A 25,317-nucleotide genomic window follows, 5' to 3' on the forward strand; every position below is an offset into this window, starting at 1 on the left:
TCTCTGCGGACGGGGTCAGCCGATCCGTCCCAGCCGCTGGATTGCACGGCTGCGCATATCGTTGATCGCATCGGCGATTTTCATGCTCGACTGATAGCTGCGCAGGATGTCGACCAGCTCGGTGGTCTCGACGATCGGCTGGACGTTCGATCCCTCCACCCCGCCGGAACGCAGGCGTGTCTCGCTGGCGCCCAACACCCGGCCACCCGCGCCGTTCATCATGCCGTCGCCGCGCGGCGTCAGGGCGCCATCGTCCCCAAACACGGTCACGCCGATGCGACCCAGCGGCCCGTCCTTCGAGAGCACCGTGCCGTCGGCGCCGATGGACAGACTGGCTAGCGCGTCGGGCGGGACAGACAGCGGACGACCGCCATCGTCGAGAATCTTCTGGCCACCGGATGTCACAAGATCGCCACTGTCATTGACCTTGATAAACCCGGCGCGTGTATAGGCCGTCCCGCCGCCCGGGGCCTCCACCGCGAAATATCCCGGCCCGTCGATCATCACGTCCAGCGGATTGCCCGTCGCCTCGAACGCTCCAGGACGCGTGTCCTGGGCCGCCCGGTAATCGAGGACGAACGACGCGGCCTTCGCATCGGGGACCATCGCGTCTTTCGCCCGTTCGACATATTCGTGGAACACCGGCCGCTCGCGGTGAAAACCGACCGTGCTGGCGTTCGCCATGTTGTTCGCCGCAATGTCGAGCCTGCGCCGCAGCGCCTGCTCGTGGCTCAACAAGATGTAGCTCGAAATATCCATCACCACCCCGGCAAAATTTTCGCAGTCCGGTTGGAGGGCAGGCAATTTTTGCCGCCTCCCGGTCCTATAATAGGAGGAAATCGGCTGGTCGGATTGCGGCCGCTCCTTTTTGCAAGAGGCAGGACACGACATATGGCAGGCAAGAAGGCTCCCCCCGCACCGGTGAAGGATGCTGCGGAGGATATCGGTATCGAGGATCTCACGCCAGAGGAGCTCGCAGGGGCAAAACCCCCGCGCTTCGGCTCGAAGCAGAAGATCATCGCGGCGGCGGGTGCCCTCCTCCTGCTGGGAGGCGGAGGCGGTGTCGCACTCCTCATGAGCGGTGGAGAAAAGCCCGGCGCCGATAAGCACGAAGAAAAGGCCTCCGCGGAAGAGGAAGCCGAAGGGGAAGGTGAGGCAGAAGGCGGCGAACTCCCGCTGGTCGATGTCCCCGCCATGATCGTGAATATGCGCACCGCCGGCGGGCAGCCCCGCTACCTCAAGATCCGTTTCATGATCGAAGCCCGCTCCAGTGCGAAGGTCGAACCGCTCAAGGCCAAACTCCCCGCCATCATCGACAGCTATCAGCCCTTCCTGCGGGAATTGCGCCCGGAAGACCTGTCTGGATCAGCTGCGGTGTTCCGTATCAAGGAGGAACTGCTCTCTCGCGCCACTGCCGCCGTCGGATCCGGCATGGTGAAGGACATTCTGATTCAGGATCTTGTCCAGCAATGAGGCGAGGCCGATGAGTAGCGATCCGTTCGAGGAGTTCGACCTTCCCGAGCCGCCCGTCGCCAGCGCCATGGGACTGGAGAAGTTCGACCAGGCGGGCATAGACGCGCTGTTCGGGGATGTCGGCCCGGTGCATTCCAACCGCAGCGGCCTGCGCGCCGTCATCGAATCCGAAAGCATCCGGCACGAACGCCTGCCCATGCTGGAGGTGGTGTGCGAACGCATGGTTCGCGCCTTTTCCTCCTCCATGCGCAATCTGACATCCGACAGCATCGAAGTTAGCCTCGACGATGTAACGACCGCCCGTTTCGGTGACTTTATGGACCGCGTCACCCTTCCAGCCATGATCGCCGTGACCCGCGTGGAGGAATGGCAGAATTACGGGCTGATCACGATCGATTCCGGACTGATCTACGCCGTCGTTGATGCGCTGCTCGGCGGTCGTCGATCGGGCGAGGTACTGATCGACGGACGGGAATATACGACGATCGAAACAGCGTTGGTCTCGCGGATGCTGGAGCTTGCGATTGATGAGTTCAGCGCCGCGCTCGCCCCGATCGCGCCAGTTACGATGGTCCTGGAGCGGATCGAGACCAACCCTCGCTTCGCGGCTATCGCGCGGCCCAGCAACATCGCCGCGATCTGTACCTTCCGCGTCGACATCGACGGACGTGGTGGGCGGTTTTCGATGGTGCTGCCCTACGCCACGCTGGAACCCATCCGCGACAAGCTGATCCAGCGCTTCATGGGCGAAAAGCTGGGGCGGGAGAATATCTGGCAGGCGCATATGGAGCAGCAGATACGGCACACCCAGATCGAAATCGAGGTAATCCTGGGGTGCGCGACGCTCTCACTCGCACAGGTCAAATCGCTGGAAGTCGGCCAAAGCCTGCCCTTCTACGCCCAGCCCGACCAGCCGATGGCGATCCAGTGCGGCAGTATAGCCCTGGCCCACGCCCTCCCGGGCCAGCGCCGGGGCAATGTCGCCGTCAGCCTCGCCAGCCCGATCGGAAAAGGAGTCCGCTGATGTCCCTCACGCTCATGAGCAATGTCGTCACGGCGATGCTGTGCGTTGGCGTTATCGTGCAGTCGATACGCATGATGCGCCGCCTGCGTCTCGTGTCGGACGGACAGCTCGGCACGATGGTCAACGCCCTCGACCGCGCGACCTCTCAGGCCTCCACCGTCCTCGCCGGTCTGCGCTCGACGCTCAGCATAGACGGTGCCGCCGTGGCGCAGGACGTAGCCGCCGCCCGTGAACTGCGCGAGGAACTCACGGTCCTCATCGGCATCGCCAATTCCATGGCGGATCGCCTTGTGGAGGCAGGCCAGGCGCCCAAAAGAACAGCGCGACGCAGCCGCTCCGCCCGCCCATTTTCCGAACCCGAAGCGCTCGACAGCGCCGTGCTCGACAGGCTGGCCGACATCGTTGAGGACGCGGCATGACGTCGGTGCTCGCCCGCTCCCCGGCCCGCCAGAGGCCCTTGCTGTTGATCATGCTGACCGGTGCCGCCGCGCTGTCCGCCGTGGCGGGCGTGGTGGGGGCAACGGCGCCCCCTCCCGCCGCCGCCCCTGCGCCGCAGAACCGGATGGCGGCCACGATCGACGACGCCATCGCCAGCCGCGACCGCATGGCCACGGCAAACATGCGTGCGCTCGACCTGCGCGAACAGGCGGCCAAGGCGGCGCAGGCACGGCTCAGCGCGACCCTCGCGGCGAAACAGCAGCAGGACAGTGGCCCGGCGGCGGACCCTTCCGCGCCCGACCAATATGACGCGCTCGCCAAAATCTATCAGGCGATGAAACCCGCCAAGGCCGCCCCGGTGTTCGAGGCGCTCGATCTGGAAGTGCAGTATCTAGTCGCGAAGAAGATGCGGGAGCGGTCGACGGCCATGCTGCTCGCGGCGATGTCACCGAGCGGCGCGGCGCGGCTAACCATGGCGCTCGCGGGCCGCAAGCCTCTGCGCAAGGAGCCGGACGCGTCACGCACATCGGCTATTGGGGCGACGCGCTCACCTTGACGATCAGCGCCCGATCAAAGCCCGGAATCGCGGCGCGGAACGCTACATCAAGGCTGTCTGCCAATCGGGCACAATCGACGGCGCGATAGGGCGACGAGCGCAACCGTGCGAAATCCAGCCCGGCACCCACCGCCACCGCCCGCAGCCGCGCGGCATCGCGCACCATCTCTGCCGCGCCGGCGGCATCCCTGGCACGCAGGACAAGAGTGAAGCGCAATACGCCCTCGATTCGGCTGCCGTCGATAATCGGAACAGCAATTTCCGCCATCGGCATGAAACTCGGGTCGAGCGCTCCACCCCCTTCCTCGGCATCCGCGCAGGGCGCAAGCGCCCATCCAGACAGCAAAGCGAGTGCAGCGATCGATCGCGTCCAACTCCGCCCCTTGCCCACCATGCCACCTGCCCTGCCGTTGGTGCCCGCCGAGGGCCGCACTCTCCCTATAATAGGACAAAGCCGTAACCATGGGGTCGATCATGAGCCAGGACCAGAAACCCGCCCGCGTCCGTGCCGTTTCCAGCAGGGATGGTCTCCCCGGATCAGGGCCGGAGAATGCCGGAGACGTGGAAGAAAGCACCGCCGCGCTTGCCGCAGCGGCCGCTCCGGCACGCCGGGCCGTTGCCGGAAAGTTCGTTTTCCTGCTCGGCTGCGCGCTGGGTGGGGCTGGACTCGCTGCATTGCCGCACATCCTTCCGGGGCGGTTCTGAGAGGATGACCATGCCCCGAGTCCTATCCTGCATGCTCCTCCTGTGCGTGGCGCCCTTGTTGATCGGTGCAGCTCCGACAGAAGAGGCCAATGCTTCCCCTCCCCCCGCGACGCTTCTCCCCGGTTTTGCCGCCCAGCTCGCCCAGATGCCGGAGATCACCGACCCATCCGGCTGGCATGTCATTCCCCGCGACGAAGCGTGGGAGGCGCTGGCCATTGCCCAACCCTTCGCGCGTCAGCCCGCTCGCTGGTCCTACGCCCTCAGTCTGATCGGACAGGGCGACTCCAGCGCGGCGCTCGGTGTGCTGGACGTCATGGCGCAGGACGACCCCGATCTGCTCCTCGTTTCCGCTTTTCGCCTTGCGCGCGGGACGGCTCTGGCGGGTGCGAACCGCCCCGTCGAAGCGCTGGCCATGCTGACCGACCCGATGCTCGCCGCTAATCCCGAAGCATGCCTGTGGCGGATGATGGCACGGGAACAGGCGGGCCAAGCCGACGCCGCCCTCGCGGAAATCGGCTGCGCCGTCCATGCCATCAACCAGCGCCCGCTCAATCGGTCGCGGCCGTTCATCCTGGCCGCTGCCCGGTCGGCGATCGCGCAACGCCAATACGCCCGCGCCATGCGATGGCTCCGGCAATTCCCCGACCGTGAGAGCACCGCCAACCTGCTGCGCGGGAGAGCGCTCATCGGACAGGGCGACATCGCCCAAGGCCGCTTGCGCCTCGAGCGGGTCAAGGTCAACGCCTCGCCACGCGAACAGGCCGAGGCTGATCTTGAACTCATCGCCGCACTGGTGCCGCGTCACCTGATGCCCATAAACGACGCGCTCGCCACGCTCGACCGGATCGGCTTTACCTGGCGGGGTGACGCCATAGAGGAACGGGCGCTTCGTCTGGGTTACGCGCTGGCGCTGAAAGCACAGGACAGCCGCCACATATTGGCAACCGGGGGCATCTTGATCCGCTATTTCGACATGGGCGCGGACGCGACCACGATGCTCGCCACCTGCCAGCAGCAAATTGTCTCCGCGCTTTCGCGCGACAGCCGTATGACGCTGACCGGCGCCGCCGGGTTGTTCTGGGACAATCGCGATCTGGCGCCACCGGGGCAACAGGGCGATGCACTGCTGCTCATGCTCGTCGACCGGCTTGTCGAAGCGAGCCTCTACGAACGCGCTGCCGATCTTCTGGGCTACCAGATGCGCGAACGCGCACGCGACATCGAAAAGGGGCCGGTGTCGGAACGTGTGGCCCGGCTCTATATCCTTGCCGCCAAACCCGATAAGGCGATCCTCGCGCTGCGGGAAAGCGACCAGCCTGCTTATCCCGCCGCGATGCTCGACGCGCGCCACCGGATCGAAGCGGTCGCCCTCTATCAGCTTGGTCGCGCGGACCAGGCGATGGCGTTGCTCGACGATGTGCCCGGTACAGAGCGGTTGCGCAGCGAAATGCTCTGGCGGCGGCGGGACTGGCAGGGGCTGGTGGCGCGGCTCGGAACCGCATCCCCTTCCCGCCAGTTGGGCGCCGTCGATCAGGCGGTTATTCTGCGGCAAGCGGTGGCGCTTGCGATGCTCGGGCGCGAGCCCGAACTCGCTGCGTTGCGCGCCCGCTACGGTGCGGCATTCACTCGGCTTCCGTCCGGACCCGCCTTTGCCCTTCTCACCGGCCCGGTTGACGCGATGACGTCCGAGAGCATCGCACGCGCGATGGCAGCCATACCCACGGCGTCCGTTGCGGGCGACTTCGAACCCTTACTGGATGTACGGTCGGCCCCAGCCGAACAGCCGGCGAAGAAAGGCTGACCCTTACTCGGCCGCCTGCGCCGCTTCGTAGTCAGCCTCGGCCAGAAAACGCTCGACATCGAGCGCCGCCATGCAGCCCATGCCTGCCGCCGTCACCGCCTGACGATACACCTTGTCGGTGACGTCCCCAGCCGCGAAAACGCCGGGTATCCCGGTTTTGGCGGTGCCCTTCTCCACCACGATATAGCCATCATCGAGCAGCAGCTTGTCGCGGAACAGCTCGGTCGACGGGTGGTGGCCGATCGCCACGAACGCACCATCAGTCGGCACATGCGATTTCTGGCCAGTGAGCGTGTCGATCAGGTCGACGCCGACCAGACCCTCGGGATCACCTCCGCCGACGAAGCGTTCAACCGCCTTGTTCCAGAGCACCGAGACATTGGGGTGCGAGAACAACCGATCCTGCAGGATCCGTTCGGACCGCAGGCTGTCGCGCCGGTGGATCAGCGTTACGTCGGGCGAATGGTTGGTGAGGTACAGGGCCTCCTCCACGGCCGTGTTGCCGCCGCCGATCACCACGACCTTCTTGCCGCGATAGAAGAACCCGTCGCAGGTCGCGCAGGCGGAAACGCCCTTGCCGCCCAGCCGCTCCTCGCCCTCGACGCCCAGCCACTTGGCCTGTGCGCCGGTGCAGATGACCAGAGTATCGGCGATATAGGTCGCGCCGCCGTCACCCGTGAGGCGGAACGGACGATGGGATAGGTCGATATCGACGATCTGGTCCCAGATCATCGTGGTGCCGACATGCTCGGCCTGCGCCTGCATCTCTTCCATCAGCCATGGCCCCTGGATCACGTCGCGAAAGCCGGGATAATTCTCGACATCCGTGGTGATCGTCAGCTGCCCACCCGGCTGCATGCCCTGCACGACGATGGGCTTCAGACCCGCCCTCGCGCCGTAGATCGCAGCGGACAATCCCGCAGGGCCGGAACCAAGGATGAGCATACGAGTATGAACGGGCGTGGTCATAGAGCGGCTTTCACAGAGGATTCGCGTCCCTACGAAATAGGCTGTTGCTGATAAGACGCAAGAGCATGGCGCCTTCGCCGCCCGGCAAGATTATCTTGGGGTCGCGATAGCGATCAATCCAGCACGGACGGCAGATCCTCAAACCCCCGCCGCAGGGCCGCGCCCCAGCTTTGCGAGATCCGGCCGAACTCCACGTCGTCCGCCTCAATCCTGCGCCGCACGCGAAACGTATAACTGTCTCGCTCGATGACCGTCAAATCGAGGGGCATTCCCACAGAAAGATTGGACCGCAATGTCGAATCCATGGAAACGCACGCGGCCTTGGCGGCTTCTTCCAGCGTCGTTTCCGGCTTGACGATGCGATCGAGGATCGGCTTGCCATATTTGTGCTCGCCGATCTGGAAAAAGGGCGTGTCGGCGGTCGCTTCGATAAAATTTCCGGCGGAATAGATCATGTAGAGACGCGCTTTACCACCCTTGCGCTGCCCGGCGATCAGGATATTCGCGTCCGCACCCGCACCCTGCATTTCGATGGTCGAACGATAGCGCTTCTGCACCGACGCCATCGCGTCCCCCACGATCTGCGCGACCCGGTGCATGGTATCGCAGTTGAGAATCGTCTCCACTTCGGGATCGGACTTCTCCCGCTTGATCGCGTGGGACAGAGTCGCCTTCACCTCCTGCGTGATCGACAGATTGCCCGAGCACATCAGCGCGATCGCACGTTCTCCGGGCACTTCATAGGTGAAGGTTTTCCGGAAACGCGCGATATTATCCATGCCCGCATTGGTGCGCGTGTCAGATAGCAGGACCAGCCCTTCGTTAACACGAATAGCCACACAATAGGTCAAGACGCACTCCTCCCCCGCAACGAATCCACCCACGCCATGGCCCCTCTTCCCCAAGCCATGCTCTTACTGTTGTTGTTGCTGCTCCTGCAACTGCTGGATGCGGGCATCACCCCCGGAAAGTTCGCTGTCGTCGATCCGCACGTCGGCGTCGACAGTGATGGCCCCGGCCGCGACCGCGTTCCCACGGACGGGAGCGGCATCATGCGCATCCAGCCCGGCTGCCAGCCGAATATAGCGCTCCGTCACGCACAGGCCGTTCGACACATCGAACCCCACCCAGCCGAGCGCGGGCACTCGTGCTTCAGCCCAGGCATGGGTTTCGTGCAGCGCCCCGGCATCGTCGTCCGCCAGCAGATACCCACTGACATAGCGCGCGGGAATGCCCATCGAACGCGCCATGGCGATGAAGATTTGCGCGTGGTCCTGGCATACGCCTGCGCCCAGATCGAACGCCTCGGCCGCGCTCGTCCCCGCCACCGTCACCCCCGCGCGGTATGCAACCCGGTCACGCACCAATTGCGACAGCGCGTGCAGCCGGGCGAGATCGTCCGCGTGCTCAAGCGCTGCCAGGGCCTCTCGCATTGGTGCTGAGACAGGCGTGAGCGGTGTCGCACGGAGATAGCAGAGTGGATCGGCACCCTGCGGCAGTCCGGTCATGACGCCTGCCGTATCGCGCGTGTCGACGACCCCGCTCGCCACGATGTTCGCTTCGTCCATGCGGTCATGGCGGATCCACAGCACATCTTTGTCACCATGGCCATTGGGGACAAATTGCGCCACCGGCTCATCGTTGACGGTGACGGACCAGCTCTCGACCCGCTGCCCCTCATGCTCGCTTGGCCACAGCTTCAGCAGCATCGCGACCCGGCTGCTCCCCGATCCGTAACGATAGATGGTCTGATGTCTGACGACGAGTCTCACGGCCTGCTGCTCCTGCAACTCAATCGAAGTGATAGGCCTCGGCGATCTCCGCCGCCAGCCGGTTCGTCATCCCCAGGCCCACCACTACGCTCTTATGCAGACCGATGCGGAAAATTTCGCCGCTGTTGATACCATCCAGGCTGCCGACCATCTGCGCAATGGTCTCATGACAGGGTTTCAACCCGTTATGCGATTCGGCGAGCCGCGCCAGCCGGTAGGCAATCTGCCGGTAGCAATAGGCGACTGAACGGGGGAACAGCGTGTTGAGCATCAGGAAATCGGTGATCTGCCACGGCGTATAGGCCCCGCCGTAAACATGATGATAGGCCCGGCTGCCCGACAGCGCGTGCAGCACCGACGTCCATTGATAATGGTCGCGTGTCCCGCCCACGACTTCGGTCTCGGGCAGCAGCACATAATATTTGACGTCGAGCAGGCGGAGCGTCATTTGCGCCCGCTCGATCGATCCGCCGATACGCAGAAAATCATGGCCCTCGTTACGGAGCTGTCCGGCGTCCGCCGCACCCCGGAAGGTCATCGCTCGCGTCTTGATCCAGTCGATGAGCGCCGGAAGCTGCTGCCGTGCATCGGCGACATCATAGCTGTCGAGTTTCCGCCAACCCTCGTTCAGCGCTTCCCACATATCCTGCGTCAGAGCGGTCCGGATCGACTTGCCGTTCGCCCGCGCGCGGGACAGGCACGACCGCACGGACGAGGGATTGTCGAGATCGAGCAGCAGATACGCGACGATGTCGGACTCTTTGACGATCGCCTCTGGAGGAAAATGATCCTCGCAGCCCGTGACCTTCACCACCGATCGCCATTCGTCGCGATGGTGCGCACCGGGCAGGATCGCCATGCGCTGTCCCATGGTGATGAGGCGCGCGGTCGCTTCCGCCCGTTCCATGTAACGGGCCATCCAGTAGAGGTTCGCGGCGGCGCGGCTCAGCATGGCTTCCTCATCAATCCTGCAACACCCAGCTGTCCTTCACTCCGCCGCCCTGGCTGGAGTTCACGACCAGCGACCCTTCGGTCAACGCTACCCGGGTCAACCCGCCCGGCACCAGCCGGATCTGCTTGCCGACCAGACAGAAGGGACGGAAATCGGCGTGCCGCTCGACAACGCTCGCCGGCCCCAGGGTCGGGACGGTCGACAGGTCCAATGTCGGCTGGGCAATGAACTGGTCGGGATTGGCGCGGATGCGGTTGGCATAGGCTTCCACCTCGCTTTTGGTCGACTGCGGGCCGATCAGCATGCCATAGCCGCCGGATCCATGCACTTCCTTCGCCACCAGTTCATGGAGATTGTCGAGCACATAAGCGCGCTCATCCGCCTTGCCGCATTGCCACGTCGGGATATTGGCGAGGATCGGCTTTTCGTTGAGGTAAAAGCGGATCATGTCCGGCACGTAGATATAAACCGCCTTGTCATCGGCGATCCCGGCACCCGGCGCGGAACAGAGCGTGACCCCGCCGTTCCGATAGACATTGAAGATCCCCGGTATCCCCAGCATCGAATCCGGCCGGAAGGTTAGCGGATCGAGGTAATCGTCATCGATGCGGCGGTAGATGACATCCACGATCTTCGGCCCATAGGTCGTCTTCATCCACACACGTCCTTCGTCGACGAACAGGTCGGCCGGTTCCACCAGCTCCACACCCATCAGGTCGGCAAGGAAGCTGTGTTCGTAATAGGCGCTGTTGAGCGATCCGGGCGTCAGGACGACCACCACCGGTTCCCCCTTGCATGCGGGCGGCGCGACATCGCGCAGCGTAGCGAGCAACTGGTCGGGATAGTCGTCGACCGGCGCGACCAGACCCTGCGCGAACAGGTCCGGGAACATGCGCGTCATGATCTCGCGGTTTTCGAGCATATAGGACACGCCCGACGGCGTCCGGCAGTTGTCCTCCAGCACCTCGAAGCTTGCGGGGCCGGTACGCACGATGTCGATCCCGACGATATGGCTGTACACCCGGCCGGGCGGCGTGAAACCCACCATCTCCAGCTTGTAGGCGTCATTGCGGTAGACGATATCGCCGGGGATGATGCCCGCGCGGATGATCTCGCCACGATGATAGACGTCATGTAGAAACGCATTGAGCGCCCTTGCCCGTTGCCGGATCCCCCGGTCGAGCGTGCGCCATTCGCGCGCCGTAAAGATCCGGGGCAAGAGATCGAACGGGATGAGCCGTTCCGGATCGCCCCCCTCGCCGTAGACCGCGAAGGTGATGCCAATCCGTCGGAAAATCGCCTCGGCTTCCTCCAGCCTTCGGTTCAGCCCGGCGATGCCAGTGCTTTCCACCCATTGCTGGACCTGAGAGTAGCATTCGCGGACTGACCCGTCCGACTCTAGCATCTCATTAAAAGACAAGGCGCGTGATCTCCCCCCAGGCCGGGCCACACTTATTGTGCGCTGCAACATACTGCCGCAGCCAGCGGGCTTTGCAAGCGAAAAATGCGGAAGGGCCTCTCTCGGTTCCCGTTGGCGCATTTTGGCCCATGCAACCACCGCGATCCCAGATGGTTGGAGCATTTTCCGGGTTCAGGCGCTTTGCCGCAGCTTGAACGCCCGATGCCCGAGACCAATATCCGGATCACTGCTCCGTTTAAGAGCAACCCGGGAGAAAGGGAATGATGATGCACGCATCAGGCAATTCGCCCGGTTCCACCGCCCAACGCATCACCGAAGAGGAGCACGTCATGACGACCGCAAACGACGTTCACGCAAAAATCCGGCAGGGGACAGAGGAGTGGTTTTACATGGCCGGCTCTGTCATCGTTCAGGCCATTGAAGATGCTGGAGTATCGCCCTCCGAAAATTTCTCGCTGGTCGAGCGCTATACCGATGGGACGGTGATGTCGAATGGCCTTGTCCAGGGCATCCGCATCGAAATCATCGATGGCCGCCCCTCCTTCCGGGTTGGTGCTCAAGAAAATGAGAGCGCGGACGTTACAGTGGAAGTCACGGCAGCGGCGGCGCGCAAGCTCAACGCACTCCACAACTCATCTCCCGATTATGAGGCCGTACGCACCGCCTTTCTGAACACGGGCGAGATGCGCGTCACAGGCGATGTCGCGAAAATCGGCAGCTGGCTGGACGCAGCACATGATCCGATCGTCGATCGGACCACCTGATCTACCCAAAGCGCAGGGGGCATTCCCACGACCCTGACGTCACCCGACAATCTTAAACAGGAGCATAAACCATGAAACCATTTATAGGCCTGATCTCGACCCTGGCAGCGGTCCTCTCGGTAGGAGCCGCCCCGTCGTCGGCGCAGCAGACGAAAAGCACGGCGCCATCCCCCGGCACAGTCGAACTCTACACTCTTGATTGCGGGCTGACGGAGTTTGCAGACGCTTCCTATTTTTCCGACACGGGCGAATATGACGGCAAGGCCCTCGCCCTTCCCACGCCCTGCTATCTCATCCGGCACGGCTCTGACTGGCTGTTGTGGGACACCGGTAATGGCGACAGCCTCGCCTCGCAGCCCGGCGGCAAAACGAAATTCGGCGGGCGCTTTACCGTCAAACAGACATTGGCGGGGCAGCTCGCCATGCTGGGCCTGAAGCCTGACGACATCCGTTACGTCGCCATTTCCCATCTGCATCAGGATCATACCGGCAATATCGGGCTGTTCCCGAAAGCCACCTTCCTGATTTCTTCGGCCGAATTGTCATGGGCACGCACCAAGCCCACGCCATTCGGCGTCGATGCCCCCGCGATTGCTCCCCTGGCCCGCGCGAAAGTCGACGCGTCGGATGATGACCGCGACGTGTTCAAAGACGGCACCGTGCGCATTCTCAAAGCGCCCGGCCATACGCCCGGCTCACGGATGCTGCTCGTCAAGCTGCCCAAAACCGGCAATGTTCTGATATCGGGCGATCTCTTCCACACCCGCCAGAATTACGAAAAACAGCTGGTGCCCGCCGTGAACCTGAGCCGGGCGGACACAGTAGCGTCTGAACAGCGCTTCAACCGCCTTGCGACCAATCTGCGGGCCCGCGTGGTGATCCAGCATGCCCCGGAAGATTTCGCAGCCATGCCCGCGTTTCCTAAGTTCCTCGACTAGCGTGCGCTGGCAGGGTGCGCCAACCCGCGCATCCTGCCGAGCCCAACTATACCGATGTGGGATTGAGACCGGCGAAGCCGATCCAAAATGGTGCACCCGGAGCGATTCGAACGCCCGGCCCTCAGATTCGTAGTCTGATGCTCTATCCAGCTGAGCTACGGGTGCTTGCCATTTCGGGGCGGGCGCAAGGCCCGCCGGGAGTGCCGCAGATAGAGGGGGGAGCCGGGTCTGGCAACCCCCTTTCTGCAATTATTGCGCTGCCGGTTCAGCCCCGGTTCTTGAGCGCCGCCTGCGCCGCCGCCAGCCGCGCGATCGGCACGCGATAGGGCGATGCCGACACATAATCGAGGCCAGTCTGCTCGCAGAACGCGATGGACGACGGGTCACCGCCATGCTCGCCGCAGATGCCCAGCTTGATGCCGGGACGGGTCGCTCTTCCCCGTTCCGCAGCGATCTGGATCAGCTCGCCCACGCCCTCTATGTCGAGGCTGACGAACGGATCGCGCGGGAAGATCCCCTTGTCCACATAGCTGCCCAGGAACCGCCCCGCGTCGTCGCGCGAAATGCCGATGGTCGTCTGCGTCAGGTCGTTGGTGCCGAACGAGAAGAACTCACCCACTTCGGCAATCTCGCCCGCTTTGAGCGCAGCGCGCGGCAGTTCGATCATGGTGCCGACGAGATATTCGATGGTCTTGCCACGCTCGGCAAACACCGCCTGAGCCTGCGCATCGACGATCGCCTTCATCAGTTCCAGCTCGCGCCGTGTGGCGACCAGCGGGATCATGACTTCGGGGATCGGCGCCTCGCCGGTCTTGTCGGCAACGTCGATCGCCGCCTCGAAGATCGCCCGCGCCTGCATCTCGTAGATCTCGGGATAGGTCACGCCGAGGCGGCATCCGCGATGGCCCAGCATCGGGTTGAACTCGTGCAGCTCACTCGCCCGCTGCTTCAGCGTCTCGATGCCCACACCGGCGGCCTTGGCAACTTCCTCGAAATCCACCTCTTCATGCGGCAGGAATTCGTGCAGCGGCGGATCGAGCAGGCGGATCGTCACCGGCAGGCCCGCCATCACCTCGAAAATCTCGGTGAAGTCGCTGCGCTGCTCGGGCAGCAGCTTGGCCAGCGCCTCGCGCCGCCCCTTCTCGCTGTCGGCCAGGATCATCTGGCGCACGGACGTGATCCGCCCGGCGTCAAAGAACATATGTTCGGTGCGGCACAGGCCGACGCCCTCGGCGCCGAATTCCCGCGCGGTGCGGCAATCGAGCGGCGTTTCGGCGTTGGCGCGCACCTTCAGGCGGCGGACCTTGTCGGCCCAGACCATCAGCGTGCCGAAATCGCCCGCCAGTTCCGGCTGCACAGTCGGCACTTCGCCCGCCATCACTTCGCCGGTCGCGCCGTCGATGGTGATGATGTCGCCCTCAACCAGTTCGCGGCCCGCCACGCGCAGTGTCTTCGCCTTCGCATCGATAGCGAGGCTGCCCGCGCCCGACACGCACGGACGGCCCATGCCGCGCGCAACCACGGCGGCGTGTGACGTCATGCCGCCGCGCGCCGTCAGAATGCCCTTGGCCGCATGCATGCCGTGAATGTCTTCGGGAGACGTCTCGATCCGCACCAGGATCACCGCGTCGCCCAGCTCGCTGCGCTTTTCTGCCGTGTCCGCGTCGAACACCAGAATGCCGCTCGCCGCGCCTGGCGAAGCGGGCAAGCCCTTCGTCAGCACGTCGCGCGGCGCCTTCGGGTCGAGTGTTGGGTGAAGCAGTTGGTCGAGCGCAGACGGATCCACCCGCGCGACGGCCTCTTCCTCGGTGATCAGCCCTTCCGCCGCCATGTCGACCGCGATCTTGAGCGCAGCCTTGGCCGTCCGCTTGCCCGAGCGCGTCTGGAGCATCCACAGCTTGCCCTGCTGCACCGTGAACTCGATGTCCTGCATGTCGCGGTAATGGGTTTCGAGGATCTGGAACACCTTCGCCAGCTCGGCATAGGTTTCCGGCATCGCCTCTTCCATCGACAGCGCCTTGGCCCCGGCCCGCTCCCGCGCGGCCAGCGTCAGATATTGCGGCGTGCGGATGCCCGCGACGACGTCCTCGCCCTGCGCGTTGATGAGATATTCGCCATAATAGGTGTTTTCGCCGGTCGAGGGATCACGCGTGAACGCCACGCCGGTCGCCGACGTGTCGCCCATATTGCCGAACACCATCGCCTGCACGTTGACGGCTGTACCCCAGTCGCCGGGAATGTCGTTCAGGCGGCGATAGACCTTCGCGCGGTCCGCCTGCCACGATCCGAACACCGCCGCGATTGCGCCCCAGAGCTGGTCGTGCACGTCCTGCGGGAACGGCTTGCCCCACTGCTGCTCGACGAGCTTCTTGTACTCACCGACCAGCGCTTTCCAGTCGGCAGCGCTCAGTTCCGTGTCGAGATGATAGCCCTGGTCTTCCTTGGCGATTTCCAGCGCTTCCTCGAACGCGCCATGGTCAAGTTCCAGCACCACGTCGGAATACATCTGGATGAACCGGCGATAGCTGTCCCACGCAAAGCGCTCGTCACCGCTCGTTGCCGCCAACCCCTCGACCGTCTGGTCGTTGAGGCCAAGGTTCAGCACCGTGTCCATCATCCCCGGCATGGAAACCCGCGCGCCGGAGCGCACCGAGACCAGCAGCGGGTCCGCCGCGTCGCCGAAGCTCTTGCCCGTCACGCCCTCGATATGAGCAATGCCGGTCGCGACTTCCTCGCGCAGGCTGTCCGGGAAGACCTCGCCATCCACATAATAGCGGGTGCACATCTCGGTCGTGATGGTGAAACCAGGAGGAACCGGCAAACCGATCGCGGCCATGCCGTCGAGGTTCGCGCCCTTGCCGCCAAGGAGGTTCTTGTCGCCATTGCCCCCATCATCCGCTCCGCCGCCAAAGCGATAGACATATTTGGTCATCAGTCAGCCCTGTTTCTTATCGGTTTCAACATGCCCATGCGCTGCACCGCTGGCGTTCGGTCCCTTTAGCCTTCGATTTTGGAAAAATCAGCAACTTTGTGCACCGCAACACGCACCCTCTCCAGCAGGGCCAGACGCGCGGAGCGCTTTTCTTGTTCCGGGGCGTTGACGGTCACCGTCTCAAAAAACCCGTCGATGGGCGCGCGCAGCGTGGCAAGAGCGGCCATCGCACCTTCGAAATCCTCGGCCGCAATGGCCGCATCGGCGCGGGGCTCGGCCGATTCGAGTGCGCTTGCGAGAGCCGCTTCGGCGGGTTCGGATGGTGCGGCCGGCGTGATTGTCGGGTCGCGCTCTTCCTTCTTCAGGATATTCGCCGCCCGCTTGTACCCGGCGAGCAGGTTCGCACCGTCTTCGGTGGCGATAAAGGATTGCAGCGCATGGACGCGGGCGAGCAGGCGGACGATCAGATTTTCTCCGCCAAGGGAGACAACTGCGTCGATCACGTCATGCCGAACACCTGCCTCACGTTGCTGGACTTTCAGACGGTCAACAATAAAATCCCATTGCCCGTGGGCGTCGCCGACCGGATACCGAACCCCGTTTACAGTCATCAGAGCAATGATACCCAAACCTGTTCGACGCAGAGCAAAAGGATCTTTAGAACCGGTCGGCTGCATGTCAGAGCCGAAAAATTCATGGAAGCTATCCAGCTTATCCGCCAAACTCACTGCCACCGTCACCGGCGCGGTGGGCACGTCATCGCCCTGCCCCACCGGCTTGTAATGGTCGCGGATCGCGTCGGCGACGGCATCGGGCAGACCTTCGGCGCGGGCGTAGTAGCCGCCCATCAAACCTTGCAGTTCGGGGAATTCTCCGACCATCTCGGTAACGAGGTCGGCCTTGCACAGACGGGCAGCCTGCTCGGCAAGATCGGGATCGCATCCAGGAACAACCGCCTTGCCCGTTTCAGAATCCGGCGATGCCAGCCAGCGGGCTAGTTTGGCGACGCGCTCGACCTTGTCGGCGACCGTCCCCAGTTTCTCGTGAAACGTAATCCGCCCCAGCTTCTCCGCGTGCACGGCCAGCGGCGTCTTCTTGTCCTGTTCCCAGAAGAAGCGCGCGTCGGAGAGGCGCGCGGCGAGCACCTTGCCGTTGCCCGCGACGATCGCCGCGCCGCCGTCCTTCGCCTCGATATTCGCGGTGCAGATGAACGCCGGGGCAAGCTTGCCCGCCGCGTCGCGCAGCACGAAATATTTCTGGTTGGTACGCAGCGTGAGCTGGATCACCTCGGGCGGCACGTCGAGGAACGCCGGATCAAACCATCCCAGCAGCGGCACCGGCCATTCGGTTAGCCCCGCATTCTCAGCGACCAGCCCCGCATCCTCGATCAGGCTCAAGCCCGCAGCAGCGGCCAGCGCTTTCGCCCGTTCCTCAATAATCTGCGCGCGTTCCTGCGCATCGACAATTACATGGCAGGCGCGCAGCTTTTCCGCATAATCATGCGCGTTGCCGATCGTTATAACGCCCAAGTGATGAAACCGATGGCCCAGCGTTGCAAAGCCACTTTCCACCCCGTCGACGCTGCACGGGACGAGATCGTCTCCGAAAATCGCCACGATCCCCTGCAACGGGCGGACCCAGCGCAGACTCTCGGTGGAGGTGCTGGCGTCGCCCCAGCGCATCGACTTGGGCCACGGGAACGCGCGGATCACTGCCGGAACGGCCTCGGCGAGGACATCCGCCGTCGCCCGGCCAGGCCGCTCCACCACCGCGAACCACACGCCGTCACGGTCCTGCAGCTGGTCCTTGGTCAGCCCGGTCTTGCGCAGGAAGCCGTCGAGCGCCTGATCGGGCGCGGACGTACGCGGCCCCTTGAACTCCTCGCTCACCGCCTCCGTCTGGAGCGGCAGGCCATGGGCGATCAGCGCGAGGCGGCGCGGCGTCACATAGGACGTGATGCGGTCAGGCGTGAGACCCGCGTCCGCCAGCCTTTCGGTAAACAGGCGCGCCAGATCCTCCGACGCCTTGGCCTGCATGCGTGCGGGGATTTCCTCGCAGCGCAGTTCGAGGAGGAATTCAGCGGCGGCCATCATATGCTCCACCCCGGAAACTGCGCTTCCCAGCCCGCCTTGTTATGCGCGATCCACGCCTCGCAGCTTCCCTTGGCGAGATCGCGCACGCGGCCGATGTAGCTCGCGCGCTCTTGAACCGAGATGACGCCACGCGCCTGAAGCAGGTTGAACACATGGCTCGCCTTGATCGCCTGGTCATAGGCAGCGAGAGGCACGCCCGCGGCGATGCTCGCCTGACACTCGGCCTCGGCATCGCGGAACCAGCGGAACAGCTTTTCGGTGTCGGCGACCTCGAAATTCCATTTCGACATCTGCTGCTCGTTGGCGAGGAACACGTCCCCATAGGTCACAGCCGGTTTCCCGTTGACCGGCGTATTGAACGCCAGGTCATAGACGCTGTCGACGCCCTGAATATACATGGCGAGCCGTTCGAGGCCGTAGGTCAGCTCGCCCGCCACCGGCTTGCAATCAAACCCGCCCATCTGCTGGAAATAGGTAAACTGCGTCACCTCCATGCCGTCGCACCAGACTTCCCAGCCCAGCCCCCAGGCGCCCAGCGTCGGGCTTTCCCAGTCGTCCTCGACAAAGCGGATGTCGTGCACCAGCGGATCGATGCCGATCGCGGCGAGGCTGCCCAGATAGAGTTCCTGAAGGTCCGGCGGGGACGGCTTCATGATCACCTGATACTGGTAATAATGCTGGAGCCGGTTCGGGTTCTCGCCATAGCGCCCGTCGGTCGGGCGGCGGCTCGGCTGCACATAGGCCGCGTTCCAGGGCTGCGGCCCCAGTGAGCGCAGCGTCGTTGCGGGATGGAACGTGCCCGCGCCGACTTCCATGTCATAGGGCTGGAGGATGACGCAGCCCTGCTTGCTCCAATAATCGTGCAGGGTCAGGATCAGGTCCTGAAAGCTGAGAATTCCCACCGTTTCGGCCATCGCACCCTTCGCCTATGCCGCCAAGTTCCGTGGCGCAGTGCCTTGGCGCAGGACCCGGTTGCGGTCAAGGGATAACGGCACCATGTTGGTACTTGCACCGCGCTGGTACAGCGACCATGAAGCGGAATGCTCAGCCAGGATTTCCGCATGATACGACGCCTTTCCTCCCTGATTTCACTGGGCTTGCTCGCTCTTGCCGGGTGCGCGCGGGCGGAGAATACGGCGCATCCCGCCTCCGCCGATCCCGCGTTGTGGGTCGTAAAGGACGCGGACACTACCATCTACCTGTTCGGCACCGTGCATATGATGAAGCCGGGTGCGGTCTGGTTCGACGACGAGATCAGGGCCGCGTTCGATCAGGCGGACGAACTGGTGACCGAAATCGCCCAGCCCAACCCCGCCGCGATGGCAAGCCAGGTGCAGAAGCTCGGCGCCAATCCCACCGGCCCCGCCCTGTCGCAAATGCTGAGCGAAAAAGAGCGCGCGCGTTATCTGAAAGCGCTCGCGAGCATCGATATCCCGCCCGAAACGCTCGAGCGGTCCGACCCGTGGAAAGCCGCGATCACCCTCTCGATCCTTCCCTTGATGAAGCTGGGTTACACACAGCAGGACGGGTCCGAAACAGTGTTGGAAAATGCCGCGAAGGCGGCGGGGAAGCGCATGTCGGGGCTGGAGACGGTCGAACAGCAACTCGGCTATTTCGATACGATGCCACGCCCCCTGCAACTCGCGTTTCTGAACGCGACGGTCAAGGATATGGCGGGCGTCGACAAGCAGTTCTCCCGCCTGATCACCGACTGGTCACGCGGCAATGTGAAGGGTCTGGCACGCGAGATGAACAGCTCGCTCGAGGAGACGCCGGAACTCGCCAAAATCCTGCTCTATGACCGCAACGCCCGCTGGGCGCAGTGGATCAGGGCGCGGATGGCCAAGCCGGGCACTGTGTTCATTGCGGTCGGCGCGGGGCATCTGGCCGGCAAGGGCAGCGTGCAGGAGAAATTGCAGGCGCTGGGCCTCGACGCCCGGCGGATCGGCAAGAAGGACTTCGGGATAAAATAAAGCAGGCCCGTATCGAAGGGTGCTTCGATACGCCACTTCGACACGCTCAATGGCACCTCAGCACGAACGGCTGGAATTGCCAACCCTTGCTTTCCGCGCCAATCCTGCTATGCGCCCCGCTTCCGTCATGGTCATCCCTGGAGGCGTGACGGAGTTTTGAAACTGAACGCTTCTGGAGACACGCAATGAGCGATACGCTTACGCTGTCGGCCGTGGCACGCGATCGGGCTGGCAAGGGAGCCTCCCGCGCTCTCCGCCGTGAGGGCCGCGTACCCGCCGTCATTTATGGGAATAACGAAGAACCCACCATGGTTCACGTCGAGGAAAAGCTGCTGAACAAGCTGCTCGGCACCGGCCATTTCTTCAACTCCGTGGTCATGGTCGAAGTGGACGGCAAGCCGATCCGCACCCTGCCCAAGGATGTTGCTTTCCACCCGGTTACGGATCGCCCGCTGCACGCCGACTTCCTGCGCGTGTCGGAACATGCGACTGTGCACGTGGAAGTCCCCGTCCGCTTCATCAACGAAGAGAAGTCGCCCGGTCTGAAGCGCGGCGGCGTTCTCAACGTTGTACGCCATGAAGTCGAGCTGATCTGCGACGCGGCGGAAATTCCCGACGATGTGGTGGTCGACCTGACCGGCTTCGATGTCGGCGATTCGGTGCACATCAGCGTCGTGACCCTGCCTGCGGGCGCCAAGACCGCGATCGACGATCGCGATTTCACACTGGCGACCATTGTTGCTCCGTCCGCGCTGAAGAGCAGCGACGGCGAAGCCACTACGGAAGGCGAAGGGGAGTAATCCTCCAGAGCGCACTGCGTTCACCCGGACGCGGTGCGCTCTGACAGTTTGTGGTCAACTCTGGGGGAGCGTATATGCAAATCTGGGTCGGCCTCGGCAATCCCGGACCGCAATATGCGCTCCACCGCCACAATGTCGGGTTCATGGCGCTCGACACGATCGCGGATATCCATGGCTTCGCGCCGTGGAAGAAGCAGTTCCAGGGCTGGACTGCCGAAGGACGGATCGGGACCGTCAGGATCCTCCTTCTCAAGCCCGCCACGTTCATGAACGAAAGCGGACGCAGCGTCCGCGCCGCACTGGATTTCTACAAGGGGGAGCCGGAAGCGGTTACCGCCTTTCACGATGAGTTGGACCTCGTCCCCATGAAGGTGAAGGTCAAGCGCGGCGGGGGTGCGGCCGGGCACAACGGCATCCGCTCGATGATCGCGCATATCGGCGCAGATTTCCGCCGGGTACGGATCGGTATCGGCCATCCCGGCCACAAGGACAAGGTGCACGGCTATGTCCTCAGCAACTACGCCAAGGCAGAAATCGACCCGCTGACCGACATGCTGGGCGCGATCGGCGCGGAAGCCGAATGGCTCGCGAAGGATGACGACGTGCGATTCATGAACGACGTCGCGATGCGCCTGGCGGACTGAGCCCGCTTACTCACACCCGAAGCGGGTCTTCAAGACGCGACGGACCAGCTTCGACGTGCCATAGGCGTCCTTGCTGGGTTTCATCAGTTCCGCCTTGATCGGATTGAGCACCGCGCGTCCGTCGAGACCGGCGGGGATACAGGATTTTTTGCCATCCTCCGACCGCTGCATCTCGATGCCGTCCACAATCCCGAGCAGATACATATCGCAGCGCTGCTGCACGATGTTGGTGACGAGCGCCTTGTCCCCCGGTTCCACATTACCGCCATAAACGCCGGAGCACTGGTCCTTGACGTCCTGCCGTCGATAGAAGTCGGCGTTCACCGGCGATAGCGGCGCCGCAAGCACGACAAGAAGCACGAACGGTCCCACACGCATGGCAATCCCATAGCATGTTGCGCGCGTTGGCGCTATGCGCGCTGCATCTCATCACCATTGGGGCATCATATGGGTTTCAAATGCGGTATCGTCGGCCTTCCCAACGTCGGCAAATCGACTCTGTTCAACGCGCTGACGGAAACGCAGGCGGCGCAGGCGGCGAACTATCCGTTCTGCACGATCGAGCCGAACGTCGGCAACGTCGCCGTCCCCGACCCCCGGCTGGACAAGCTCGCCGCCATTGCGGGCAGCCAGAAAATCATCCCGACGCAGCTGGCGTTTGTGGACATCGCCGGTCTGGTGCGTGGCGCATCGAAAGGCGAAGGGCTGGGCAACCAGTTCCTGGGCAATATCCGCGAGGTCGACGCGATCGTCCATGTGCTGCGTTGCTTCGAAAATGACGACATCCAGCACGTCGAGAACAAGGTCGATCCGATCGCGGATGCCGAGACGGTCGAGACGGAACTGATGCTCTCTGACCTCGAATCGCTCGAAAAGCGGGTGCCCGCTGCGCAGAAGAAAGCCGCGCAGGGCGACAAGGAGTCGAAGATCACCGCATCCGTGCTGGGTCAGGCGCTCGACCTTCTCAGGGAGGGCAAACCGGCCCGCCTGACCGTGCCTGCGGATGACGAGGAACGCCGTGTCTTCCGCCAAGCCCAGCTGCTGACGTCGAAACCGGTCCTCTATGTCTGCAACGTCGATGAAGACAGCGCGGCGGACGGCAACGCATTCTCCGCGCAGGTCTTCGCGAAGGCTGCGGCAGAAGGCGCACAGGCGGTCGTGGTCTCCGCCGCGATCGAAGCCGATCTGGTGGGCATGGACGCAACGGAGCGGATGGAATTCCTGGAGGAAATGGGCCTGCACGAAACCGGCCTGGCCCGGGTCATCCGCGCAGGCTATGAACTGCTCCACCTGCTGACCTTCTTTACCGTAGGGCCGAAGGAAGCGCGCGCGTGGACCGTCCATCAGGGTGCGACCGCCCCCAACGCGGCCGGGGAAATCCATTCGGACTTCGAGAAAGGCTTCATCCGGGCGGAAACCATCGCGTATGACGACTTCATCTCCCTTGGCGGCGAGTCAAAGGCGCGCGAGGCGGGCAAGCTGCGCGCCGAGGGCAAAGCCTATGTCGTGCAGGACGGCGACGTGATGCATTTCCTGCACAGCTGATGCATCGGGCATGGCAAAATCCGGAACGTCATTCCCTTCCTTTCTGAAAGTCTGAGCCATGCCCTTCTATTTTGAGGATTTCGAGGTCGGATCGACCGAGCGTTTCGGAAGCCACGAAGTCACGCGCGAAGAGGTCATTGCCTTTGCCTCACGCTATGATCCCCAGCCGTTCCATTTGTCCGATGAGGGCGCGGCGGACACGATCTTTGGCCAGCTGGCGGCGAGCGGGTGGCACACTACCGCAATCACCATGGGGATGATGGTGCGGCACTGGCAGTCCATCCCCGGCCAGCAGGAAGCGAGCGTCGGCGGCATGGGCCTGGAGGGACTGCGCTGGCTCCTGCCCGTCTATCCGGGCGATGTCCTGCGGTGCGAAACCATGGTGACCGAGAAGAGCGAACCTCGCTCCATGCCCACCATCGGCATCGTCAAGACACGGGTCAGCGTCTTCAACCAGAAGGATCAGAAGGTGCTGGAATTCACCCCGCTCGGCCTGTGGAAGAAGCGGCCCCCAGGTCAATGATATCGATTTAATTTTTTTTGGAATCATCATCTTTCGGCAACCATACTCCTATAATGCAGGGACAGATAAAACATCGTTTCTGTGAGAGGGTACCGTCCGTGTTGGCCAATATCCGCATCAAACCCCTGGTCATCAGCTGCATGCTGTTCATGGCCCTGTGCATCACAGTCCAGACGGCATCGTCGATTTGGACGGGCAATAAGCTCGGTAACCAGCTCAACGAAGTGACGGACAACGGAATACCCAGCATGGAGGCGCTTGGCGAAATTGCCACGGATGCCGCATCATTGCAGGGCTTGGTCGGTCAACATATCCTGGCCCCTACGCGCGAAGAAACCGCCGCGATCGACCAGCAACTGACCACCAAAATAGCGGAGATGAACGCCCAACTGGACAAATATACGCCCCTTCTGTCAGACGACAAGGAACGGCGCCTGTTCGAAACCGTAAAACAAAAATGGGCACAGTGGATCGAAGATACCGATAAAGTCCGCCGATTATCCCTGGATCTGCGCACCGCCGATGCCACCGCGATCTTCGTTGGGACCCAGCGGCAAGATGCCCTGGCCATCGAGGAAGCACTGCGGGTGCAAGTCCGTTATAACCACGATCTCAACAATCAGATTGGGAAATTGGGCGACGAGACGATCGCAACATCGTTCCGAACCAACATCGGCCTTGCTGTCGTCATCTGCACCATCGTGGGCGCGATCGTCACGCTGCTGATTCGCCGTGTCACTTCGCCCTTGGCTCAGCTTACCGAAACCATGGGCACGATGGCGGAAGGCCAATACGACATCGCGATACCGGGAAGCGGCAAGAAGGACGAGCTGGGGGACATCGCCCGGGCGCTCGATGCGATCCGTGTCGGCATCACCCATCGGGCACAGGCGGAAGCCCAACGCCAAGCGGAAATCCAGGGCAAGATTGTGAGCGCGCTCGGCCAGGGCCTGGCTGCGCTGAAAGCCGGCAACCTCACCCACCGGATAACGGACGCGTTCCCGACCGAATACGAGGTGCTGCGGACCGATTTCAACGACACGATCGTCGAGCTGAACACCGTGATTTGCACCGTGATCTCCACCACCGGAACAGTCAGCAACGGCGCGGAAGAAATTTCCTCGGCAGCGGACGACCTCTCGCAACGTACCGAACGTCAGGCCGCTTCGCTGGAAGAAACATCGGCAGCGGTCAGCCAGCTTTCGGGGACCGTAACCAACTCAGCCCGCGCCGCCGAAGCGGCATCGCAATCCGCTCTGGATGCCCAGCATCACGCCGAGGAAAGCAGCAAGATCGTCGATCAGGCTGTTCAGGCGATGGGATCGGTTGCCAAGTCGAGCGGCGAGATGGAAACAATTGTCCAGATGATCGACAGCATCGCGTTCCAGACCAATCTGCTTGCGCTCAATGCCAGCATCGAAGCTGCGCGGGCCGGCAATGCGGGCAACGGTTTTGCGGTCGTCGCAAATGAGGTGCGCTCGCTCTCGCAGCGCTCGGCCAGCGCGGCGCAGGAGATCAAGACTCTCATCGACGCCAGCAGCGAATATGTCACTACGGGCGTCAATTCCGTCAATCGCGCTGGCGAAACTCTCCAGTTGATCCGCGAGAACGCAACCGGTCTGGCGAGCATGATCAACGAAATTGCTGAGTCCGCCGTCGAACAGGCCGCATCGCTTCAGCAAATAACGGTAGCGGTGACCGATCTCGACAAGATCACCCAGCAAAATGCCGCCCTTGTGGAAGAGTCGACCGCTGCATCGCGCGGCCTCGTCAGTCATGCTTCCACGCTCTCCACGATGGTAGAACGGTTTCGTGTCGAACAGGACAGAAATGTAAGCAGCCCGAAACGCCCGAACCAGACCTCCCCTGCTGCGCCAGCGACACCCCCCGCCAAGCGCGCGGCTGCTGGAGGATCGCGTCGACCCGCTCCGCGCATTCAGGGCAATCTGGCGATGGCCGCTTCCCAAGAAGAGGGTTGGGAAGAGTTCTAGAGCG

At 63.2% G+C, this 25,317-nt stretch carries 25 protein-coding genes and 1 tRNA gene; 14 read left to right on the forward strand and 12 right to left on the reverse strand.

Annotation, left to right across the window (positions count from 1 at the left end; genetic code table 11):
* Positions 1-15 precede the first annotated feature (15 nt).
* Positions 16-759: a flagellar hook basal-body protein gene (locus FHS92_RS02380; protein WP_184078721.1), complete on the reverse strand. Its 744-nt coding sequence runs from the start codon at positions 757-759 to the stop codon at positions 16-18.
* Positions 760-891: 132 nt separating this feature from the next.
* Between FHS92_RS02380 and FHS92_RS02385 the strand changes: the two genes are divergently transcribed.
* From FHS92_RS02385 to FHS92_RS02400, 4 genes are read left to right on the forward strand one after another with little or no spacing between them, the layout of a single operon-like run.
* On the forward strand, positions 892-1,473 hold the full coding sequence (locus FHS92_RS02385) for a flagellar basal body-associated FliL family protein (RefSeq protein ID WP_184077155.1): 582 nt from the start codon (positions 892-894) through the stop codon (positions 1,471-1,473).
* A gap of 10 nt (positions 1,474-1,483) precedes the next feature.
* Entirely contained in the window at positions 1,484-2,497 is a 1,014-nt protein-coding gene (gene fliM / locus FHS92_RS02390) for a flagellar motor switch protein FliM (protein ID WP_184077157.1), read from the forward strand.
* Entirely contained in the window at positions 2,497-2,916 is a 420-nt protein-coding gene (locus tag FHS92_RS02395) for a DUF6468 domain-containing protein (protein WP_184077159.1), read from the forward strand. Before fliM ends, FHS92_RS02395 begins: the two co-directional genes overlap by 1 nt.
* Positions 2,913-3,491 (forward strand): MotE family protein, encoded by a 579-nt coding sequence (locus tag FHS92_RS02400; protein ID WP_184077160.1) that lies wholly within the window; start codon positions 2,913-2,915, stop codon positions 3,489-3,491. The genes FHS92_RS02395 and FHS92_RS02400 overlap by 4 nt, the downstream gene beginning before the upstream one ends.
* Here FHS92_RS02400 and FHS92_RS02405 read toward each other — a convergent pair.
* Positions 3,466-3,924, reverse strand: coding sequence for a hypothetical protein (locus tag FHS92_RS02405; protein WP_184077161.1), 459 nt, complete (start codon positions 3,922-3,924; stop codon positions 3,466-3,468). The genes FHS92_RS02400 and FHS92_RS02405 overlap by 26 nt on opposite strands.
* Before the next feature lie 41 nt (positions 3,925-3,965).
* On the opposite strand from FHS92_RS02405, the gene FHS92_RS02410 reads away from it, so the two are divergent.
* Together FHS92_RS02410 and FHS92_RS02415 are read left to right on the forward strand one after the other, a co-directional pair.
* Positions 3,966-4,196 (forward strand): hypothetical protein, encoded by a 231-nt coding sequence (locus tag FHS92_RS02410; RefSeq protein ID WP_184077162.1) that lies wholly within the window; start codon positions 3,966-3,968, stop codon positions 4,194-4,196.
* Positions 4,197-4,206: 10 nt separating this feature from the next.
* Positions 4,207-5,997, forward strand: coding sequence for a hypothetical protein (locus FHS92_RS02415; RefSeq protein WP_221230858.1), 1,791 nt, complete (start codon positions 4,207-4,209; stop codon positions 5,995-5,997).
* 3 nt (positions 5,998-6,000) lie between these two features.
* Here the strand turns inward: FHS92_RS02415 and trxB are convergent, their stop codons facing one another.
* The 5 genes from trxB to FHS92_RS02440 all read right to left on the reverse strand — a co-directional run bounded on the left by trxB (position 6,001) and on the right by FHS92_RS02440 (position 11,110).
* Positions 6,001-6,966, reverse strand: a complete 966-nt coding sequence (gene trxB, locus FHS92_RS02420; protein ID WP_425506220.1) for a thioredoxin-disulfide reductase — start codon at positions 6,964-6,966, stop codon at positions 6,001-6,003.
* Between the two features lie 113 nt (positions 6,967-7,079).
* On the reverse strand, positions 7,080-7,817 hold the full coding sequence (locus tag FHS92_RS02425; RefSeq protein ID WP_184078723.1) for a proteasome-type protease: 738 nt from the start codon (positions 7,815-7,817) through the stop codon (positions 7,080-7,082).
* Positions 7,818-7,880: 63 nt separating this feature from the next.
* Positions 7,881-8,738, reverse strand: coding sequence for a transglutaminase domain-containing protein (locus tag FHS92_RS02430; protein ID WP_184077166.1), 858 nt, complete (start codon positions 8,736-8,738; stop codon positions 7,881-7,883).
* 19 nt (positions 8,739-8,757) lie between these two features.
* Positions 8,758-9,690, reverse strand: a complete 933-nt coding sequence (locus tag FHS92_RS02435) for an alpha-E domain-containing protein (RefSeq protein WP_184077168.1) — start codon at positions 9,688-9,690, stop codon at positions 8,758-8,760.
* Positions 9,691-9,700: 10 nt separating this feature from the next.
* The gene (locus FHS92_RS02440) at positions 9,701-11,110 is read right to left on the reverse strand and encodes a circularly permuted type 2 ATP-grasp protein (RefSeq protein WP_221230859.1); all 1,410 of its coding nucleotides are present in this window, start codon (positions 11,108-11,110) and stop codon (positions 9,701-9,703) included.
* A 260-nt stretch (positions 11,111-11,370) separates the two neighbouring features.
* On the opposite strand from FHS92_RS02440, the gene FHS92_RS02445 reads away from it, so the two are divergent.
* Both FHS92_RS02445 and FHS92_RS02450 read left to right on the forward strand, forming a co-directional pair.
* Positions 11,371-11,874 carry a hypothetical protein gene (locus FHS92_RS02445; protein WP_221230860.1) on the forward strand — a complete coding sequence of 168 codons (504 nt, stop codon included), beginning with the start codon at positions 11,371-11,373 and terminating at the stop codon, positions 11,872-11,874.
* A 71-nt stretch (positions 11,875-11,945) separates the two neighbouring features.
* On the forward strand, positions 11,946-12,812 hold the full coding sequence (locus FHS92_RS02450; protein ID WP_184077172.1) for an N-acyl homoserine lactonase family protein: 867 nt from the start codon (positions 11,946-11,948) through the stop codon (positions 12,810-12,812).
* Between the two features lie 88 nt (positions 12,813-12,900).
* On the opposite strand, the gene FHS92_RS02455 is transcribed toward FHS92_RS02450, so the two are convergent.
* From FHS92_RS02455 to FHS92_RS02470, 4 genes are all read right to left on the reverse strand, one after another.
* A tRNA-Arg gene (locus FHS92_RS02455) sits at positions 12,901-12,977 on the reverse strand.
* Positions 12,978-13,077: 100 nt separating this feature from the next.
* A complete protein-coding gene (ppdK, locus tag FHS92_RS02460; protein WP_184077174.1) occupies positions 13,078-15,744 on the reverse strand; it encodes a pyruvate, phosphate dikinase in 2,667 nt (888 codons plus the stop codon).
* Positions 15,745-15,809: 65 nt separating this feature from the next.
* Positions 15,810-17,834: a glycine--tRNA ligase subunit beta gene (glyS, locus tag FHS92_RS02465; RefSeq protein ID WP_184077176.1), complete on the reverse strand. Its 2,025-nt coding sequence runs from the start codon at positions 17,832-17,834 to the stop codon at positions 15,810-15,812.
* Complete coding sequence (locus tag FHS92_RS02470) at positions 17,834-18,751, reverse strand: glycine--tRNA ligase subunit alpha (protein WP_184077179.1); 918 nt, start codon at positions 18,749-18,751, stop codon at positions 17,834-17,836. Before FHS92_RS02470 ends, glyS begins: the two co-directional genes overlap by 1 nt.
* A 147-nt stretch (positions 18,752-18,898) precedes the next feature.
* Here FHS92_RS02470 and FHS92_RS02475 point away from each other — a divergent pair, with 147 nt between their 5' ends.
* From FHS92_RS02475 to pth, 3 genes are all read left to right on the forward strand, one after another.
* The gene (locus FHS92_RS02475; protein WP_184077181.1) at positions 18,899-19,810 is read left to right on the forward strand and encodes a TraB/GumN family protein; all 912 of its coding nucleotides are present in this window, start codon (positions 18,899-18,901) and stop codon (positions 19,808-19,810) included.
* 185 nt (positions 19,811-19,995) lie between these two features.
* Positions 19,996-20,610, forward strand: a complete 615-nt coding sequence (locus FHS92_RS02480) for a 50S ribosomal protein L25/general stress protein Ctc (RefSeq protein WP_184077183.1) — start codon at positions 19,996-19,998, stop codon at positions 20,608-20,610.
* Positions 20,611-20,684: 74 nt separating this feature from the next.
* Entirely contained in the window at positions 20,685-21,254 is a 570-nt protein-coding gene (pth, locus tag FHS92_RS02485) for an aminoacyl-tRNA hydrolase (protein WP_184077185.1), read from the forward strand.
* A 6-nt stretch (positions 21,255-21,260) separates the two neighbouring features.
* On the opposite strand, the gene FHS92_RS02490 is transcribed toward pth, so the two are convergent.
* Positions 21,261-21,632 (reverse strand): Rap1a/Tai family immunity protein, encoded by a 372-nt coding sequence (locus FHS92_RS02490; RefSeq protein WP_184077187.1) that lies wholly within the window; start codon positions 21,630-21,632, stop codon positions 21,261-21,263.
* A 69-nt stretch (positions 21,633-21,701) separates the two neighbouring features.
* Between FHS92_RS02490 and ychF the strand changes: the two genes are divergently transcribed.
* The 3 genes from ychF (at position 21,702) to FHS92_RS02505 (ending at position 25,313) form a co-directional block, all read left to right on the forward strand.
* Positions 21,702-22,799 carry a redox-regulated ATPase YchF gene (gene ychF / locus FHS92_RS02495; RefSeq protein ID WP_184077189.1) on the forward strand — a complete coding sequence of 366 codons (1,098 nt, stop codon included), beginning with the start codon at positions 21,702-21,704 and terminating at the stop codon, positions 22,797-22,799.
* A gap of 58 nt (positions 22,800-22,857) precedes the next feature.
* Entirely contained in the window at positions 22,858-23,322 is a 465-nt protein-coding gene (locus FHS92_RS02500; RefSeq protein ID WP_184077191.1) for a MaoC family dehydratase, read from the forward strand.
* A gap of 98 nt (positions 23,323-23,420) precedes the next feature.
* Entirely contained in the window at positions 23,421-25,313 is a 1,893-nt protein-coding gene (locus tag FHS92_RS02505) for a methyl-accepting chemotaxis protein (protein WP_184077193.1), read from the forward strand.
* Positions 25,314-25,317: the final 4 nt, after the last annotated feature.

The sequence above is a fragment of the Sphingobium subterraneum genome (genome assembly GCF_014199435.1).
GTDB lineage: Bacteria > Pseudomonadota > Alphaproteobacteria > Sphingomonadales > Sphingomonadaceae > Sphingobium > Sphingobium subterraneum.

What these genes read in the sequence shown, in the direction of transcription:
- FHS92_RS02380 (WP_184078721.1), bottom strand. Translation starts at nt 759, where the DNA reads ATGGATATTTCGAGCTACATCTTGTTGAGCCACGAGCAGGCGCTGCGG.
- FHS92_RS02385 (WP_184077155.1), top strand. Translation starts at nt 892, where the DNA reads ATGGCAGGCAAGAAGGCTCCCCCCGCACCGGTGAAGGATGCTGCGGAG.
- fliM (WP_184077157.1), top strand. Translation starts at nt 1,484, where the DNA reads ATGAGTAGCGATCCGTTCGAGGAGTTCGACCTTCCCGAGCCGCCCGTC.
- FHS92_RS02395 (WP_184077159.1), top strand. Translation starts at nt 2,497, where the DNA reads ATGTCCCTCACGCTCATGAGCAATGTCGTCACGGCGATGCTGTGCGTT.
- FHS92_RS02400 (WP_184077160.1), top strand. Translation starts at nt 2,913, where the DNA reads ATGACGTCGGTGCTCGCCCGCTCCCCGGCCCGCCAGAGGCCCTTGCTG.
- FHS92_RS02410 (WP_184077162.1), top strand. Translation starts at nt 3,966, where the DNA reads ATGAGCCAGGACCAGAAACCCGCCCGCGTCCGTGCCGTTTCCAGCAGG.
- FHS92_RS02415 (WP_221230858.1), top strand. Translation starts at nt 4,207, where the DNA reads ATGCCCCGAGTCCTATCCTGCATGCTCCTCCTGTGCGTGGCGCCCTTG.
- trxB (WP_425506220.1), bottom strand. Translation starts at nt 6,966, where the DNA reads ATGACCACGCCCGTTCATACTCGTATGCTCATCCTTGGTTCCGGCCCT.
- FHS92_RS02435 (WP_184077168.1), bottom strand. Translation starts at nt 9,690, where the DNA reads ATGCTGAGCCGCGCCGCCGCGAACCTCTACTGGATGGCCCGTTACATG.
- FHS92_RS02445 (WP_221230860.1), top strand. Translation starts at nt 11,371, where the DNA reads ATGATGATGCACGCATCAGGCAATTCGCCCGGTTCCACCGCCCAACGC.
- FHS92_RS02450 (WP_184077172.1), top strand. Translation starts at nt 11,946, where the DNA reads ATGAAACCATTTATAGGCCTGATCTCGACCCTGGCAGCGGTCCTCTCG.
- ppdK (WP_184077174.1), bottom strand. Translation starts at nt 15,744, where the DNA reads ATGACCAAATATGTCTATCGCTTTGGCGGCGGAGCGGATGATGGGGGC.
- glyS (WP_184077176.1), bottom strand. Translation starts at nt 17,834, where the DNA reads ATGGCCGCCGCTGAATTCCTCCTCGAACTGCGCTGCGAGGAAATCCCC.
- FHS92_RS02470 (WP_184077179.1), bottom strand. Translation starts at nt 18,751, where the DNA reads ATGGCCGAAACGGTGGGAATTCTCAGCTTTCAGGACCTGATCCTGACC.
- FHS92_RS02475 (WP_184077181.1), top strand. Translation starts at nt 18,899, where the DNA reads ATGATACGACGCCTTTCCTCCCTGATTTCACTGGGCTTGCTCGCTCTT.
- FHS92_RS02480 (WP_184077183.1), top strand. Translation starts at nt 19,996, where the DNA reads ATGAGCGATACGCTTACGCTGTCGGCCGTGGCACGCGATCGGGCTGGC.
- pth (WP_184077185.1), top strand. Translation starts at nt 20,685, where the DNA reads ATGCAAATCTGGGTCGGCCTCGGCAATCCCGGACCGCAATATGCGCTC.
- FHS92_RS02490 (WP_184077187.1), bottom strand. Translation starts at nt 21,632, where the DNA reads ATGCGTGTGGGACCGTTCGTGCTTCTTGTCGTGCTTGCGGCGCCGCTA.
- ychF (WP_184077189.1), top strand. Translation starts at nt 21,702, where the DNA reads ATGGGTTTCAAATGCGGTATCGTCGGCCTTCCCAACGTCGGCAAATCG.
- FHS92_RS02500 (WP_184077191.1), top strand. Translation starts at nt 22,858, where the DNA reads ATGCCCTTCTATTTTGAGGATTTCGAGGTCGGATCGACCGAGCGTTTC.